The sequence below is a fragment of the Arthrobacter sp. DMZ02-1R genome, from assembly GCF_057747935.1.
Genome location: NZ_CM173230.1, coordinates 1877799 through 1892711 on the forward strand (window position 1 = coordinate 1877799; position 14913 = coordinate 1892711).

General features: G+C 63.8%; 13 protein-coding genes. 8 read left to right on the forward strand and 5 right to left on the reverse strand.

Annotation, left to right across the window (positions count from 1 at the left end):
* Positions 1-119 precede the first annotated feature (119 nt).
* The 6 genes from AC3ANQ_RS09235 to AC3ANQ_RS09260 all read left to right on the forward strand — a co-directional run bounded on the left by AC3ANQ_RS09235 (position 120) and on the right by AC3ANQ_RS09260 (position 6485).
* A complete protein-coding gene (locus tag AC3ANQ_RS09235) occupies positions 120-599 on the forward strand; it encodes an Lrp/AsnC family transcriptional regulator (RefSeq protein WP_488304804.1) in 480 nt (159 codons plus the stop codon).
* Positions 600-699: 100 nt separating this feature from the next.
* Positions 700-1410, forward strand: a complete 711-nt coding sequence (locus AC3ANQ_RS09240; protein ID WP_488304805.1) for an NUDIX hydrolase — start codon at positions 700-702, stop codon at positions 1408-1410.
* On the forward strand, positions 1407-2714 hold the full coding sequence (nadA, locus tag AC3ANQ_RS09245; protein ID WP_488304806.1) for a quinolinate synthase NadA: 1308 nt from the start codon (positions 1407-1409) through the stop codon (positions 2712-2714). Before AC3ANQ_RS09240 ends, nadA begins: the two co-directional genes overlap by 4 nt.
* 34 nt (positions 2715-2748) lie before the next feature.
* Complete coding sequence (nadB, locus tag AC3ANQ_RS09250) at positions 2749-4422, forward strand: L-aspartate oxidase (RefSeq protein WP_488304807.1); 1674 nt, start codon at positions 2749-2751, stop codon at positions 4420-4422.
* Entirely contained in the window at positions 4415-5305 is an 891-nt protein-coding gene (gene nadC, locus AC3ANQ_RS09255; protein WP_488304808.1) for a carboxylating nicotinate-nucleotide diphosphorylase, read from the forward strand. Before nadB ends, nadC begins: the two co-directional genes overlap by 8 nt.
* Before the next feature lie 4 nt (positions 5306-5309).
* On the forward strand, positions 5310-6485 hold the full coding sequence (locus tag AC3ANQ_RS09260) for a cysteine desulfurase family protein (RefSeq protein ID WP_488304809.1): 1176 nt from the start codon (positions 5310-5312) through the stop codon (positions 6483-6485).
* Positions 6486-6571: 86 nt separating this feature from the next.
* Here the strand turns inward: AC3ANQ_RS09260 and AC3ANQ_RS09265 are convergent, their stop codons facing one another.
* Positions 6572-7063: a GtrA family protein gene (locus AC3ANQ_RS09265; protein WP_488304810.1), complete on the reverse strand. Its 492-nt coding sequence runs from the start codon at positions 7061-7063 to the stop codon at positions 6572-6574.
* 412 nt (positions 7064-7475) lie between these two features.
* Entirely contained in the window at positions 7476-8147 is a 672-nt protein-coding gene (locus AC3ANQ_RS09270; protein WP_488304811.1) for a DUF1684 domain-containing protein, read from the reverse strand.
* A 120-nt stretch (positions 8148-8267) separates the two neighbouring features.
* On the opposite strand from AC3ANQ_RS09270, the gene AC3ANQ_RS09275 reads away from it, so the two are divergent.
* Together AC3ANQ_RS09275 and AC3ANQ_RS09280 are read left to right on the forward strand one after the other, a co-directional pair.
* A complete protein-coding gene (locus AC3ANQ_RS09275; protein ID WP_488304812.1) occupies positions 8268-9083 on the forward strand; it encodes a hypothetical protein in 816 nt (271 codons plus the stop codon).
* Between the two features lie 68 nt (positions 9084-9151).
* A complete protein-coding gene (locus AC3ANQ_RS09280; RefSeq protein ID WP_488304813.1) occupies positions 9152-9958 on the forward strand; it encodes a transglutaminase-like domain-containing protein in 807 nt (268 codons plus the stop codon).
* Positions 9959-9973: 15 nt separating this feature from the next.
* Here AC3ANQ_RS09280 and AC3ANQ_RS09285 read toward each other — a convergent pair whose 3' ends face one another.
* The 3 genes from AC3ANQ_RS09285 to AC3ANQ_RS09295 form a co-directional block, all read right to left on the reverse strand.
* Positions 9974-10438: a MarR family winged helix-turn-helix transcriptional regulator gene (locus tag AC3ANQ_RS09285; protein ID WP_268021283.1), complete on the reverse strand. Its 465-nt coding sequence runs from the start codon at positions 10436-10438 to the stop codon at positions 9974-9976.
* Positions 10435-11556, reverse strand: a complete 1122-nt coding sequence (locus AC3ANQ_RS09290) for an LLM class flavin-dependent oxidoreductase (protein ID WP_268021284.1) — start codon at positions 11554-11556, stop codon at positions 10435-10437. Before AC3ANQ_RS09290 ends, AC3ANQ_RS09285 begins: the two co-directional genes overlap by 4 nt.
* 126 nt (positions 11557-11682) lie before the next feature.
* Entirely contained in the window at positions 11683-14904 is a 3222-nt protein-coding gene (locus AC3ANQ_RS09295; protein WP_488304814.1) for an efflux RND transporter permease subunit, read from the reverse strand.
* Between the last annotated feature and the right edge of the window lie 9 nt (positions 14905-14913).

Genomic DNA, 14913 nt, shown 5'->3' on the forward strand with positions numbered 1-14913 from the left:
TACCGCTTACACAGGCAAAGTGGCGAAAAACACTTGTGAGACCATGGACGCAATGTGAACGAAGATCAGCATGTTTCCTATCGATTTGTGCAGTGTCCGGGTGGAAGTAGGGAAAATTGGTGGCTGTTGACGAGTTGGATGCCAAGATTGTCCGATTTTTCACCGACTCCCCGCGTGCGTCTGTCCTTGAGGCATCCAGGGTGTTGAAGGTGGCTCGCGCCACGGTCCAATCCCGGCTGGACAGGATGGCCGAGCGGGGTGTGGTGGCTCCTTGGGTTCCTCAGCCGGACCCTGCAGGCTTCGGCTATCCCGTGGTGGCCTTCTGCTCGCTCACCATCAACCAGGACCTGGGGCACGACGCCGTCGTCGAAGCCTTGGCCGCTATTCCCGAACTTATTGAGATCCACACTGTTTCCGGCAGTTCGGATCTCATGGTGCGGGTGGTGGGCAAGTCAAACTCGGACCTGCAGCGCGTGCTGGACAAGCTCATCGCAACCAAGACCGTGCTCCGCTCGTCGTCGGTGATCGTGCTGAATACGCACTTCCAAGGCCGCACCTTGCCCCTCCTGGAAGCGGCAGCCAGGGAGAATGCGGGCTGAAACATTTGGACACTGTCCCCAGGCAGTCGTACCATGAGTTCTAGTCATTTTGACTTTAACTATCGTTCCAGTCCCTGAGGCAAAGAAGCGGGGTGAAACCGTGTACGCCACCTCCGCCAATGTGGCAGAGCGCAGACTCGCACCGCCGTCGTTGGCTATTTCCACGGTGATTTTCGCCCTCCGCCCGAGCGAAAGCTCCGGCCGCCCGACGCTGTGGCTGCCGCTGGTGCGCCGCATCCGCGAACCGTTCAAGGACATGTGGGCGCTTCCCGGCGGTCCCTTGCAGCATGACGAGTCCCTCCAGGATGCAGCGTCGAGGAACCTCCGCGAAACAACCGGGTTGGCGCCTCAGTACCTCGAGCAGCTCTACGCCTTCGGCGGCCTGCACCGCTCGCCTGCCCAACGTGTTGTCTCGATCGTCTACTGGGCGTTGGTGCAGCCCACGGAAGCCGCACTGGCGGACGAGTCAGAGAACGTTCGTTGGTTCCGGGCAGACAGGCTCGCCGAATTGGCCTTCGACCACAACACGATTGTCGACTACGCCCTATGGCGGCTGCGCAACAAGATGGCCTACGGGTCCATTGCCTATCACTTGCTGGGGGAATTCTTCACCCTGGCCCAGGTCCGCGAAGTCTATGAGGCTGTCCTGGACCGCCAGCTGGATCCGGCGAACTTTCGCCGGCAAATCAAGGGAGCACCGGAAATCGAGGAGACCGGTGAATACCTCCAGGGCGGAAAACACCGCCCGCCACGCCTCTACCGCTTCACCGGCACGCCCGGACTCGGGCCAGACAACAGGAGTACACCATGAGCAGCGTCAACACAGCTATTCAGCTGATCACGCGGGAGGAAGCCGAGAGTGGCCGTTCCGCGGCGGGCTCAACGTGCAGCCCCGCTCTGGCCAAGGGCCCGTGGGAGTACGACCTCGCAGAGGCCCTCGCCGGCATTCCCGCCTATGGTCCCGGCGCTTCCAGCTCCGACGACGCCCCAAAGGCCACCCCCCGGCAGGGCCAATTGCCTGAAGAATACAAGCTGGCCAGTGACGCAGAGCTCGACGCCCGGATCCGCGCCGCCAAGGAGACGCTGGGGGACCGGGCCGTTATTCTGGGCCACTTCTACCAGCGCGACGAAGTTGTCCAGTATGCGGATTTCGTGGGCGACTCCTTCCAACTTGCCAACGCGGCCCTGACCAAGCCCGACGCCGAGGCCATCATCTTCTGCGGTGTGCATTTCATGGCGGAGACTGCGGACATTCTTTCCAGCGAGAACCAGGCCGTGGTCCTGCCGAACCTGGCCGCCGGTTGCTCCATGGCGGACATGGCAGACGAAGACTCGGTGGAGGAATGCTGGGAGCAGCTCGAAGAGATCTTCGGGACCGCCCCTGATTCCGAAGGCAGGGCCCCGGTCATCCCGGTGACCTACATGAACTCGTCAGCAGCATTGAAGGCCTTCTGCGGCCGCAATGGCGGCATCGTCTGCACGTCCTCCAATGCCAAGACAGTGCTCGAATGGGCTTTCGAACGCGGCCAGCGGGTGCTTTTCTTCCCTGACCAGCACCTGGGCCGCAACACTGCCAAAGCCCTTGGCGTGCCTCTGGAGCAGATGCCTATGTGGAACCCGCGCAAGGAGCTCGGCGGAAACGATGAGCAGACCCTGCTGGATTCACGGGTCATCCTCTGGCACGGCTTCTGCTCCGTCCACAAGCGCTTCAACGTGGGCCAGATCGAGAAAGCCCGCGCCGAATTCCCCGGCGTGAACGTCATTGTGCACCCCGAATGCCCCATGGAAGTTGTTGACGCGGCAGACGGCGCAGGCTCCACCGACTTCATCAAGAAGGCCATCGCCGCCGCAACCGAGCCCACCACCTTCGCAATCGGGACCGAGATCAACATGGTGAACCGTTTGGCGGCCGAGAACCCCCAGCACACCATCTTCTGCCTGGACCCGGTGATCTGCCCTTGCTCCACGATGTACCGCATCCACCCCGGTTACCTCGCCTGGGTGCTTGAAGAATTGGTGGAGGGCCGCGTGGTCAACCGCATCACCGTAGACGACTCCGTCAAGGACAACGCCAAGATCGCCCTCGAGCGCATGCTTGCAGCACGGCCGCTCTAGGCCCATCCCGTCAACCAGTCGAATTGAGCCTGATATGACTGCAGAACACTTTCCCGGTGCTAGGGCGCCGCGGCGACTCATCGTCGTCGGCAGCGGCATCGCCGGACTCTATTCCGCACTGCTTGCCGCCGAGGCCGGTGCGGACGTCGTCCTGCTCAGCAAAGGCGCGCTGGCAGACAGCAACACCTTCTTCGCGCAAGGCGGGATTTCGGCAGTGCTCGAGCAGCCCGCCCCCGGGGATACCGTTGCCGCGCACATTGCGGACACCCTCAAAGCCGGCGGCGGCCACTGCAACGAGGAAGCCGTGCGGGTGCTGTGCACCGAAGCTCGCCTCGACATCATGGGGCTTGAGCGTTTCGGTGTCCGTTTCGACGCGGACGACGACGGCGATCGCGCCTTGGGGCTCGAAGCCGCTCACTCGGCTCCGAGGATCCTGCACGCCGGCGGAGACGCCACTGGCGCCGGAATTGCGAAGGCACTCATCCTCGCAGTCCTTGACGCGCAGGCCGCCGGGAAACTCCAGGTGCTGGGACACGCACAGGCCACCGGCTTGATCCAGTCCGAGGGACAGGTGACAGGCGTTGAATTCCTGCGTAACGGACGCCTCGAGGCCATGCAAGGCGATGCCGTCCTGCTTGCCACCGGTGGAGCGGGGCAGCTATTTGCCCGGACCACCAATCCCTCGGTTGCAACGGCCGACGGGCTCGCGCTCGCGTGGCGGGCAGGAGCGGAACTCGCGGACCTCGAGTTCTTCCAGTTCCACCCCACGAGCATGGTGCTGCCAGCTGCCGCAGGCCCGGCGGCCGGCGGCGCTGATCCCCTCCTGATCTCCGAAGCTGTCCGCGGTGAAGGCGCCATCTTGGTGGACGCCAAGGGCGAACGATTCATGCCGGCCTACCACCCGGACGCCGAACTTGCTCCGCGCGACGTCGTCTCCCGCAGCATCGCCCTCCACTTGGCTTCACTTGGCGATCCCAACGGCCACGTCTTCCTTGACGCCCGGGTGGTCGAAGCAGCCAAGGGGCAAGGCTTCCTCAAGAAACGATTCCCCACCATCAGCGCCCGGACCCGCGAAGCCGGCGTCGACTGGACCCGTCAGCCCGTTCCGGTTGCCCCGGCCGCCCATTACTGGATGGGAGGCGTCGTCACCGATCTGTACGGCCGCACCTCCGTGCCCGGGCTGCTTGCGGCCGGCGAAGTGGCGTGCACCGGTGTCCAGGGCGCGAACCGACTGGCCAGCAACTCCCTGCTCGAAGGACTCGTGTTCGGGCGGCGGGCTGTTGAGGGGTTCCTTGGCGAGGTGCCTCCGAACGACGGGGAGACCGGCTCGCTGGTTCCCTCGGCGCCTGCCGGGGCGCTCGCGTGGCAGCCTGAACTTGTCCCCGAGCCGTTCAGCCGTACCGCCCTTCGTCGGCTGATGACTGCCAAGGCCGGGGTTCTCCGGACTGGGGGGCTGCTCCGGGAGGCTGCTGAGGCACTCAACGCTTGGGCCGACGTCCTGGATCCGGAGGCTGTTCCGGACTCGGCGGATTCCTTGGTGCACGAGGACGCCAATTTGCTCCTGGCGGCGCAACTGTTGGTGCAAGCTGCCGGGGCGCGGCGGGGGTCGCTGGGGGCGCACTACCGGAGTGACGCCGTCGAAACCCCGTATGAAGAACCGAATCAGAGATACACCATCCGCCGGAAAGCGAGCCTCGTCAATGACTAGCCTGACCCTCCCCGCAGCACCCGTCCGGGACATTCTGGAGCGGGCCTTCGCGGAGGATGCGCCAAACGGGGACATCACTTCGCAACTGCTCATCCCCGCCGAGGCCAGGGCCACCGCCGTGCTCAATGCGCGCGTTCCCGGGGTCTTCAGCGGCGGAACTGTGTTCCGGGACGCCATGCTGCTCATCGACCCGGACACCGAAGTGGAGTTACTGCTTGCCGACGGTGAAGCGTTCGACGCCGGAACCCGCCTCGCGCGGGTCAGCGGCCGCGCCCGCTCGGTGCTGCTCGCCGAACGCGTCGGGCTCAACCTGGCCCAGCGCATGAGCGCAATTGCCACCAAGACGTCAGAGTTCGTGAAGCTGGTCGAAGGCACCAAGGCCCGGATCACGGACACCCGGAAGACAACCCCCGGGCTGCGGGTATTGGAACGCTACGCCGTGCGTTGCGGCGGGGGAGCCAACCACCGCTACAGCCTGTCTGATGCGGTCCTGGCCAAGGACAACCACTTGGCCGTGATGACCGGTGGCGATTCCGCTAAACTCACCGCATTGCTCGCGGCCGCCAAGGCACAGCTGGGCCACACCACGCATTTCGAGGTGGAAGTAGACCGTGCCGAGCAGATCGAACCCGTGCTCGCCGCTGGCGTGGACACGATCATGTTGGACAACTTCTCCCTTGAGGAGCTCCGTGCCGGCGTGGAGCAGGTGGCCGGGCGCGCCATCGTCGAGGCAAGTGGCAACGTCAACGTCAACACCGTGGCGGACATCGCCGCGGCGGGAGTGGATGTCATTTCCATCGGCGGACTCACGCACAGTGTTGCCGCGCTGGATTTGGGCCTGGACGTGACGCTGGACGTGGGCGTTTCCCCAGGCCTGGGCTGACGCAATGATCTTCCTCGACGCCGCGGCCGCAACTCCCGTCCGCAGGGAAGTCCTCGAAGCGATGTGGCCCTACTTGACGGGCGAGTTCGGCAACCCCTCAAGCCACCACAGCCTCGGCGAAGCAGCTGCGAACGCGTTGTCCGGCGCTCGTGCGGCGGTAGCGAAGGTCCTGGGCTGCCGGCCGGGCGAGGTCACCTTCACCTCCGGCGGCACCGAAGCCGACAACTTGGCCGTGAAGGGAATCGCCCTCGCAAGGCGGTCCGCGGATCCGGCCCTGAACCGGATTGTCATCAGCGCGATCGAACACCCTGCCGTCGAGGAATCCGCACACTACCTGCAACGCGTCCATGGATTCGACGTGGACGTGGTCCCCGTGGACAGGTACGGAGTCGTCACCCCTGAGGCGCTCCGGTCCACCCTACGTCCGGAATCCGCCCTCGTCAGCATCATGTATGCCAACAACGAGATCGGGACAGTGCAGCCGGTGCGGCAGCTCGCGGAGGTGGCCGCGGAACATGGCGTGCCGTTCCATACGGACGCCGTCCAGGCCGCCGGCTGGCTACCCATTGGCGTCAAGGAACTGGGCGTCGACGCGCTGAGTATTTCCGGCCATAAACTCGGCGCGCCCAAGGGCAGCGGCGTTCTTTATGCCAAGGGAAAACTCAAGATCGAGCCAGTAGTCCACGGTGGTGGCCAGGAGCTGGGGCGACGCTCCGGAACCGAAAATGTAGCGGGTGCCGTTGCGCTGGCCACGGCATTGACCCTTGCCCACGCTGAACAATCCGGATTGGCTGAACAGTCGGGACTCGCCGGCCGGGTCTCTGAGCTGCGGGATGCCTTCATCGGGACAATCCTTGAAACTGTGCCCGGAGCTTTTCTCACCGGCCACCCCTCGCGCCGGCTGCCATCCATCGCGTCCTTCTGTTTCCCCGGCACCAGCGGAGAATCCGTCTTGCTGGAACTTGAGCGGCTTGGGGTGGTCTGTTCGAGCGGATCGGCATGCGCCGCGGGATCGGATGAGCCGTCACCAGTCCTGCTGGCGTTGGGCATTGAGGCCGAGGTAGCCCAGACTGCCGTCCGCTTCAGCTTCAACTCCGCTGTGACCTCAACGGAACTGGAGCAAGCCGCGCAAGCCGTGGCTGCCGCCGTCGGGAGCGTGCAGGGACTCGGTCGCCGCTGACTGTCCCCTACCCAACTGACTGGCAGCAACTGTCGTTTTGCGGGCTCTAAGCGACAACAAGTGCGAGTTGGGAATCCGACGGCAGCTCAGACGTGCCGCGCCCGACGGAAAATCCAGTGCCGCAGCATGGTGAAGCGCACGGCCGTGGCGAAGAATCCGGACAGCGTGGTGGTCCAGAGGTCCTCGGTCAGGGTGGCATTGGGCCGGAACGCATGCAGCACGCCCAGGCTCCCTCCCGTGATGACCAGGGCCACCGCGATCACGATCAGCCCGTTCAGATGGTCCCGGGTCCTCTTCCGGTTGCCGGTGATTTTGAAGGTCAGCCGCCGGTTCAGTGCCGTATTCATGACCGACGTGATGATCAGCGCTGCGGCGTTGGCCAGCTGGGGTCCCATCCACGGCCGGAACAGTGCGTACAGGGCCAGCGACGTTGCCGTGCAGATGATTCCGACGCCGGTGAAACGGATGAGCTGCCGGACCACCGGATAGCGCAGGATGCCTTTGCGACGCTTGCTGGTAAGCGTTCTCGAAAGGGACGTCTGCCGCGGCTCAGTCGTGGGCGCGGCAGAAGAGTCCATGGCTCAAGCCTGTCATATCACGCCGGGGATTTCTCCCAGGAAGCAGCTTTGACAGGGTTGGTCAGCTCCGATGCCCTCAACGCGGCAGGTCACAACGTCTCCCGGCGCGATCCGGGCGCACTCAGCCGGGAAAATGGCACCGCCCGGTCCGATGACACTTGTGGCGGCCTTGCGGAACGCTTGTGCGGGCAGGTCCCGGCCTGGCCGGCCAGTCTTGTGTGCCATGCCGAAGATGTTGGCTGGTACAGGCTCTCCACCACGGTCCAGCTGCGCCCTGCCTCCGAAGCGAATTCGACAGCGTCGTTCGCCACGAAGAATTGTTCGTCCCGAGTGGCGGGGAGAGGGGGCGGACGCGGGCGATCCTGCGTGCACGTGGGGAGGTCATGAAGACATCCTACGTCCTCGCGCCTATTTAGAGGGGCAGGTAAAGCTCACCGACCGGGATGTCCGCGGCCAGGCGATTCGCCGGTCCGGCCAAGGGGCAGGCCCAGGCCTCGTTGTACGCGCAGGACGGGTTGTAGGCGAAGTTGAAGTCGAGGACAAACTCCTGCGTTTGCCCGGATCCTCGAAGGCCGTGGAAAGCGCCCTTGATGGTGTCCAACAGGTATCGGCCGGCGCCGTAGCTTCCTCCCGGCTTACCGGCTGTGGCGTCGCGGAAGGGGACGAAGATGCCGCCGCCATAGCTGCGGAGGCGCCACACAGCCAGCGAACCAAGCTCGTCGAGATCGAATGTGCCGAGGCGGACGAATGGCACTACGCCGTCCGTTCCGGTCTGGACGTTCATCTCCTGCCCCGCGCCTTCGGGAGACAAAGCAGCATAGCGGCGGAATCGGGAGTTGTAGTCTGCCGTGCGCAGGCCGGCGAAAGCTTGCTTGCTAGCTGGCGTCAAGGCCGACGCCGGGTGGGTACCGAACATACGGTCCCGTTCCTGGCGCCAATAGACATGGGCCTGAAAGGGATCGCTCACTGCAATCTTCCGGACGTCGTCGTACAAGGCAAACGTACGCAAGCGCCAATCCGCGATGTCCACAGCGGAGATTCCCGCCACACTGTTTTCGTCCTCGTCAAACTGATCTGGAGCCATGCGTCCAGCCTAGTCCCACAGCGCGAGGCGCAGCCGCTCGCCGAACGCCCTGCGGTTTGGGCTCGCGAAACGCCGACCAGGACAGGCGGGCAGCGGCGGGGCGCCGCTAGGCTGGTGCGCATGAGAGCGAAGCGGATCCCGTTGCAGTTTTCAGTCGCCTTCGTGGGGGCGCTCCTTGTGGTGTCCTCGGCAGGCTGCAGTTCCGATGGCAAGGGCGGAACCGTCTGGACGGCCGGGTCCACCAGTCCGGCGCCGGGCACGACGGCGCCGTCGGGCTCGAGTTCTGCCCCGCCGTCGGGCACTTCCGCTGCATCGGGGAGCCCCTCCGCGGGAAGTACGGCGACGGCGGGGGCTACGGCCTCTGCTTGGAAGACGTATTCGGATGCGGCCAAGAAGGTCAGCTTCGATCTTCCAAGCGACTGGATTGCCCAATCGGTCATGCCCGACGCCGGCTCCTTGCCGGGCGCCCTGAAGATCGTGGTCAAGGATGCCAAGGGAGGGTATCTGGCGACGCTGCACACCGGGCTGCCCGTAGAGAGCCCGGCCGAGTGCAGCCCGGCCGCCAAGCGGCCTTATGTGGTAGTCAGCAGCGTCCCGATTGACCTGCCCCACGCGGATGGCGAATCGACGATTCCTCCGCACGTGGTGTTCAGGGTTATTCAGGGCTACAAGTTCTTCGGTTCGTACGGCATCACCAATATGCTGGCTGGAACTGATGGACAGACCTGCCAACTCCGGAATCTCGTGGTGGGGCCCGCAGGAAAAGGCAACTACTACTTTGGCGACATGCCCGCAGTGCACGCTTTTGCCACGGACGAAGTAGTTGCGCCCGCGAAGTCCTTCGACACCCTGGACCAAGCCGCCAAGTACGTCGATCAGAGTTCGGAATTCGCCAACGTCCAGCGGATGCTACTGTCTCTGAAGATCAATCTGTAGAACCACGGATTGACACACATAGATCGGCGACAGCGGGGGGTTGTCTAGCCGCAACACTCCGGAGATCCATGGAACGCAACGTTGCTGCCCAACTCGTTTTCAAGACCGTCGCCAACACCAAGGTGGCGATGGCAATCGCCGTCGCCACCAATTCAGGCTACGAATCGTTGACCGAAGAGTTGTCAGTCACGGTGGAAGGCGACGCTGTCCCGCTCACTGAGTTGACGGACCACCATGGTGGACGTTTCCACTACATGGAGTTCGCCGAACCCAGCGAGGTCACGGTTGATTACCGGGCCTCGGTGAAGGGCGTTGGCCTCCCTGATGAGTCCTCGCGGATGGAACTCATCCGTTATGTGCGGCCAAGCCGTTATGCCGAATCCGATCGGCTGCTTCCGACGTCGTACGCCGAGTTCGGGGGGCTGCACGGCGAGGAACTGTTGCAGGCCGTCCGGAAGTGGGTCCACGACGAACTGCGTTACATCAGTGGATCCTCCCGGGGGACAGATGGCGCAGTGGAAACGCTCCTGCACCGCAAAGGTGTTTGCCGGGACTTCGCCCACCTTGCCATTGCCCTGCTCCGCTCCAAGGACATCCCCGCCCGGCTCGCCGCCGTCTATGCCCCCGGGCTGAGCCCCATGGACTTCCACGCCGTGGCCGAGGCCCACATCGACGGAACCTGGTACGTGATAGACCCCACCGGGCTGGCTCCCCGGGAGTCCATGCTCCGCATCACGGCCGGTCGCGATTCCTCGGACACTGCGTTCCTGTCCACGGTGGGCGGGAGCTTGTCCTTGAAGAGCTTGAAGGTCACAGCGGTAGTGGCCGACGAACTGCCGGATGAGGATCCGGCAAAGCTCGTCGTCCTGCGCTAGACGCCGTCCGGCCGCCTACTTGTGTGCCACGAACGCTTGCAGCTTTTCGGTCAACCGGAGAAGCTCGCGCTGTTCCTCTGCCGTCAGGGCCGGAGCCACAAGCTCGGCGATGTCGCGGATGTGTTCGCGGCCGATCTCTTTTTGCAGTTCCTGCCCGGCTTCGGTAAGTCCCAGAAGGATCCCACGGCCGTCGTCGGGGGCAATGCTGCGTTCGACGAGTCCGCGCTTCTCCAACCTGTCAACCAAGCGGCTCAGGCTCGATTGGCTGAGCAGGACGTGATCATTGATCTCGTTCAGCCGGAGCTTGCCCGTGGGGCAGCGGGAGAGCGTGAACAGGACGTCATACTCCTTGATGGGGAGTTTCTTGAACGCCTGTCCGGCCTGGAGCCGGCGCATCACCGCAACCTGGGAGCGGAACAAGGACTCCCAGGTTTCTGCGGCGAGGCGCACGGCCGACGAGGTGGGCGCCTTGGTGCTCACGCCGACCTCCCGGCGGGATCGGTCACATCATCGCTGGAGGAAGCGGCCAAGGAAGCGGCAACGCGCGACGCGTGGGTAGGTGCGTCAGGCACATGGGCGGGCTTGCGGTCCGCGAACTCCTTGCGCAGGACCGGAAGGACTTCTTCGCCGAAGAGATCCAGCTGCTCCAGCACGGTCTTGAGCGGCAATCCGGCGTGGTCCACCAGGAACAGCTGCCGCTGGTAATCGCCGAAGTATTCGCGGAAAGTCAGCGTCTTCTCGATGACTTCCTGGGGGCTGCCCACAGTCAGGGGCGTCTGGGAGGTGAAGTCTTCCAAGGAAGGCCCGTGGCCATAGACCGGAGCATTATCGAAGTAAGGGCGGAATTCCTTCACCGCATCCTGGGAGTTCTTGCGCATGAAGAACTGCCCGCCGAGGCCCACGATGGCCTGGTCTGCCTTGCCATGGCCGTAGTGCTCGTAGCGTTCGCGGTACAGGCCGATCAGCTGCTGGTAGTGCTCCTTGGGCCAGAAAATGTTGTTGGCGAAGAAACCGTCGCCATAGTACGCCGCAAGTTCCGCGATCTGGGGACTGCGGATGGAGCCGTGCCAGACGAAGGGCGCGACGCCGTCGAGCGGGCGGGGTGTGGACGTGAAGTTCTGCAGCGGGGTGCGGTATTTGCCACTCCAGTTGACGGTGTCCTCGTCCCAGAGCCGGCGCAGCAGGGAGTAGTTCTCCACGGCGAGTTCGATCCCGTCCTGGATGTTCTTGCCGAACCAGGGGTAAACCGGAGCCGTGTTGCCCCGGCCCATGATGAGGTCCACGCGGCCATCCGCCAGGTGCTGGAGCATGGCGAAGTCTTCGGCGATCTTGACGGGATCGTTTGTGGTGATCAGCGTGGTGGACGTGGACAGCGTGATGCGTTCCGTCTGTGCCGCGATGTAGGCCAAGGTGGTGGTGGGGGAGGACGAGAAGAAGGGGCGGTTGTGGTGTTCGCCGATCGCATAGACGTCCATGCCGATCTCTTCGACCTTCTTGGCAATTGCCACAGCGGCCTTGATGCGCTCGTTCTCCGTGGGGGTATGGCCCGTGGTGGGGTCAGTGGTGATATCGCTGACGCTGAATACGCCGATCTCCATGATGTGCCTTTCTGCCTGCCCGGTTGGTGTCCGGGCTCTGCCAACAGTCTACCTCAAGATAGATGCATTTGCATGTATCGATGGTTGCAACAGGGCAAGGCATCATTTTGTTCCCGGTGTGTTGCCCTACTCGGCGGGGCCGGAAGCGGACCGGCGGCCGGTGACCCTGGGGACCATTCCGGTGGTCCAGTCCAGGTGGTCTGCCTGGCCATGGCCGGCCGTGCCATCCTTTGGGACGTCGGGACGCTCCGTGAGTGCCTTGAGCAGCGCCTTCTTCTCGCGCCGGCCTTCGACCAATTTGTAGAGCACCGGCACCAGGACCAGGGTCAGTGCCGTGGATGAGACGAGGCCACCGATGACCACAATGGCCAATGGCCGGGAAATGAAGCCGCCGCCTCCCGTGATACCCAGGGCCATGGGGGTGAGGGCGAAAACGGTGGCGAGGGCGGTCATCAGGATGGGACGCAGCCGCTGCCGGGCGCCGTGGGTGATGGCTTCCGCCACACTCATTCCGGGGCCGCCGCCGTGTGGCTTGCGGTATTGGTTGATGAGGTCGATCAGCACGATCGCATTGGTCACCACGATTCCCACCAACATCAGCATGCCAATGAGGGAAGGGAGCCCGAGCGGGACGCCCGTGACGAGGAGCAAAGCGATGGCACCTGTCGCCGCGAAAGGCACGGACACCAGCAGGATAAGGGGCTGGATGAGGGATTTGAAGGCGGCAACCATGATGACATAGACAATGGCGACGGCGGCCAGGAGAGCGAGTCCGAGTTGCCGGAACGAGTCCGCCTGCTGCGTTGTGGCGCCGCCGATCGCGGCAGTGACGCCAGCAGGCAGCTGCACGGAGTCGAGCCGGTCACGGACGGCCGTGCTCACGGCACCAAGATTGGAGCCCGACGGTGTCACTGTCACCTTCGCGCTACGCTGGCCGTTGCTGCTGGTGATGGACACAGGCGTTTCCACTTGGTCCACGGAAGCGATGCTGGACAGCGGAACCGGTCCTGACGCCGTCGGGAGGTTGATGGCCCTGACATCGGCGATGCTGCTGAAATGCGTGCCTTCGCCGATTTGGACCGGAAAATCCGTGGTGTCGATACGGACCGTGCCGGCGGGTACGGGACTGACGGTGGACGCCAGGACTCCGGCCACTTGTTCCTCGTTCAGTCCTGCGGCGACGGCTTTGGCTCGGTCGACCTTAACCTGTACTACGGACTGGCTGGAATCCAGGTTGGTGGCTACCTCGGAGCTACCGGGTAACCCGTCCATGGCCTTCGCCACAGCGTCGCTCGCGGTTTTCAGATCAGCGGCGTTGGCTGCGTTGATCGTGATGTCCACGCTGGAAGACGTGCCCAGGCCGCCCTGCTGGGCGCCAACAGTGACCTTTCCTGCGGACGCGGCGCTTGCGAGCCGGGACCGGACCGTGTCCTGCAGTTTCTGCTGGTCGGCTTTTTCGTCCGTCACTACCGTGAATGTAGAGTTCGAGGCGCCACTTGACGTGAGGGCGGCGAAACCTGTCTGGGCGTTGCCTGACGTTACCTGTACGTCCTTGATGCCGTCGATCCCGCGCAGGACCGATTCCACCTGGGCAGCGGCGGCGCCAGTCTGCTCCAGGCTGGTACCGGCGGGAAGAACCTGGCGCACGGTCATGTTGTTCTGACCGGAGCTGCCCAGCAGGTCTGTGGCCAGCAGCGGGGACATGGCTGCTGTTCCACCCAACACCAGGACCGCGGCGACGATCGTCACGACCGGGTGCTTCTGGGTCTTGGCCAGGATGGGCAAGTATCCGCGCTGCAGCACGCTGCGCTGCTCTGCCTCGTGCGCAGCGGCAACGGCACGCTCGGCGGCACGGGCGTCATTGGCGGCGGCCTGAGATGGCGACTTGAGGAACCAATAGGCCAACACCGGAACGATGGTGAGCGACACAAGCAATGAGGACAGCAGAGCGATGGTTACCGTCAGGGCGAAGGGGCGGAATAGCTCGCCCGCCAGATTGCCCACGAAGGCGATCGGCAGGAAAACGGCAACCGTCGTGAGGGTGGACGCCGTGATGGCCCCCGCAACTTCCCGGATGGAATTGAGGATTGCCGCGAGCTTGTGTTCTCCGTAACTGAGGTGGCGTTTGATGTTCTCGATCACCACGATCGAGTCGTCCACCACGCGGCCGATCGCAATGGTCAACGCGCCCAGGGTAAGGATGTTCAGCGAGTAGTGGGTTGCCGATATCCCGATGAACGTGATCAGGAGGGACAGGGGAATGGACACCGCCGTCACCAAGGTGGAGCGAACGGACATCAGGAACACAAGGATGACGGCTACCGCGAAGCCCAGTCCAAGCAGCCCCTCCGTGGTGAGGTCCTTGATCGATTTTTCGATGTACGGGGCTTGGTCGAACACGGGGGTGAAGTGCGCATTGGAGCCGAGTTCTGCCTCCATCTGGGAGAACGAATCCTTGACCGCGTGCGAAATGGCAACCGTATCGCCGTCGGGCTTCTTCGTCACGGACAGCGCCAGTGTCGGCTTCCCGTTGGTGCGCGTAATGGAGGTCGCGGCGTCGTCCTTGATGCTTACATCCGCGACGGTGCCGATGGTGGTACCGCCCTTGGCCCCGGCCAGCGGCAAGCCCTTGATGACATCGAGGGAGTCCACCGGGCTGCCGATCTGGAGGGACAAGGTCTTGCCTTGGTCCTCGATGGTCCCTGCCGGAACCAGCGTGCCGTTGTTCTTGAGGGCGTTTGTGAGCGACTGGACCGTGGCGCCGGTTGCGGCCATGGCCTGTGCTTTGGGCTGGATCAGGATGTGCTGGGTTGCCCCGCCGGTCACGTCGGCGCTGCGGACCCCGTCCAGCTTCTGCAGCCGGGGAACGCTGAGCCGCTGAAGGTCCGTGTTCAGCTCACTCAGCGGCTTGTCCGAAGACACAGCCAAAAACACGATAGGGAAGTCGCTGATGCTGCCGGCAAAGGAGCGGGGCTCGACATTGGCCGGGAGTACACGTTTCGCGTTGGAGATGGCGCGATCAATCTGGTTGCGCGCGCGGTCAAGGTTCGACCCGTAGGTGAACACCATGGTGATCTGCGAAACGCCGTTCCGCGATGTCGACGTGGTCGATTCCAAGCCCTCGACGCTGTTCAATGCTGTTTCGAGGGGCCGGCTGAGTTGCTTGTCGACGACTTCCGGAGATGCGCCCGGCATGGCCGTGATCACCGAAATCTGCGGAAACTCGATCGAAGGAATGAGTTCCTGCTTGAGTGAGGACATGGTGATCACGCCGAACACCGCAGCGAAAACGGTGATCAGCGCGATCAATGCCCTGTTCGTCAGTGAAAGCCTTGCCAGACGGAACATTGCACTGTC

Bases quoted from the DNA above. Each gene is read 5' to 3' on its own strand.
- nadA (WP_488304806.1), top strand. From the start codon at position 1,407: ATGAGCAGCGTCAACACAGCTATTCAGCTGATCACGCGGGAGGAAGCC.
- nadB (WP_488304807.1), top strand. From the start codon at position 2,749: ATGACTGCAGAACACTTTCCCGGTGCTAGGGCGCCGCGGCGACTCATC.
- nadC (WP_488304808.1), top strand. From the start codon at position 4,415: ATGACTAGCCTGACCCTCCCCGCAGCACCCGTCCGGGACATTCTGGAG.
- AC3ANQ_RS09260 (WP_488304809.1), top strand. From the start codon at position 5,310: ATGATCTTCCTCGACGCCGCGGCCGCAACTCCCGTCCGCAGGGAAGTC.
- AC3ANQ_RS09265 (WP_488304810.1), bottom strand. From the start codon at position 7,063: ATGGACTCTTCTGCCGCGCCCACGACTGAGCCGCGGCAGACGTCCCTT.
- AC3ANQ_RS09270 (WP_488304811.1), bottom strand. From the start codon at position 8,147: ATGGCTCCAGATCAGTTTGACGAGGACGAAAACAGTGTGGCGGGAATC.
- AC3ANQ_RS09275 (WP_488304812.1), top strand. From the start codon at position 8,268: ATGAGAGCGAAGCGGATCCCGTTGCAGTTTTCAGTCGCCTTCGTGGGG.
- AC3ANQ_RS09280 (WP_488304813.1), top strand. From the start codon at position 9,152: ATGGAACGCAACGTTGCTGCCCAACTCGTTTTCAAGACCGTCGCCAAC.
- AC3ANQ_RS09290 (WP_268021284.1), bottom strand. From the start codon at position 11,556: ATGGAGATCGGCGTATTCAGCGTCAGCGATATCACCACTGACCCCACC.
- AC3ANQ_RS09295 (WP_488304814.1), bottom strand. From the start codon at position 14,904: ATGTTCCGTCTGGCAAGGCTTTCACTGACGAACAGGGCATTGATCGCG.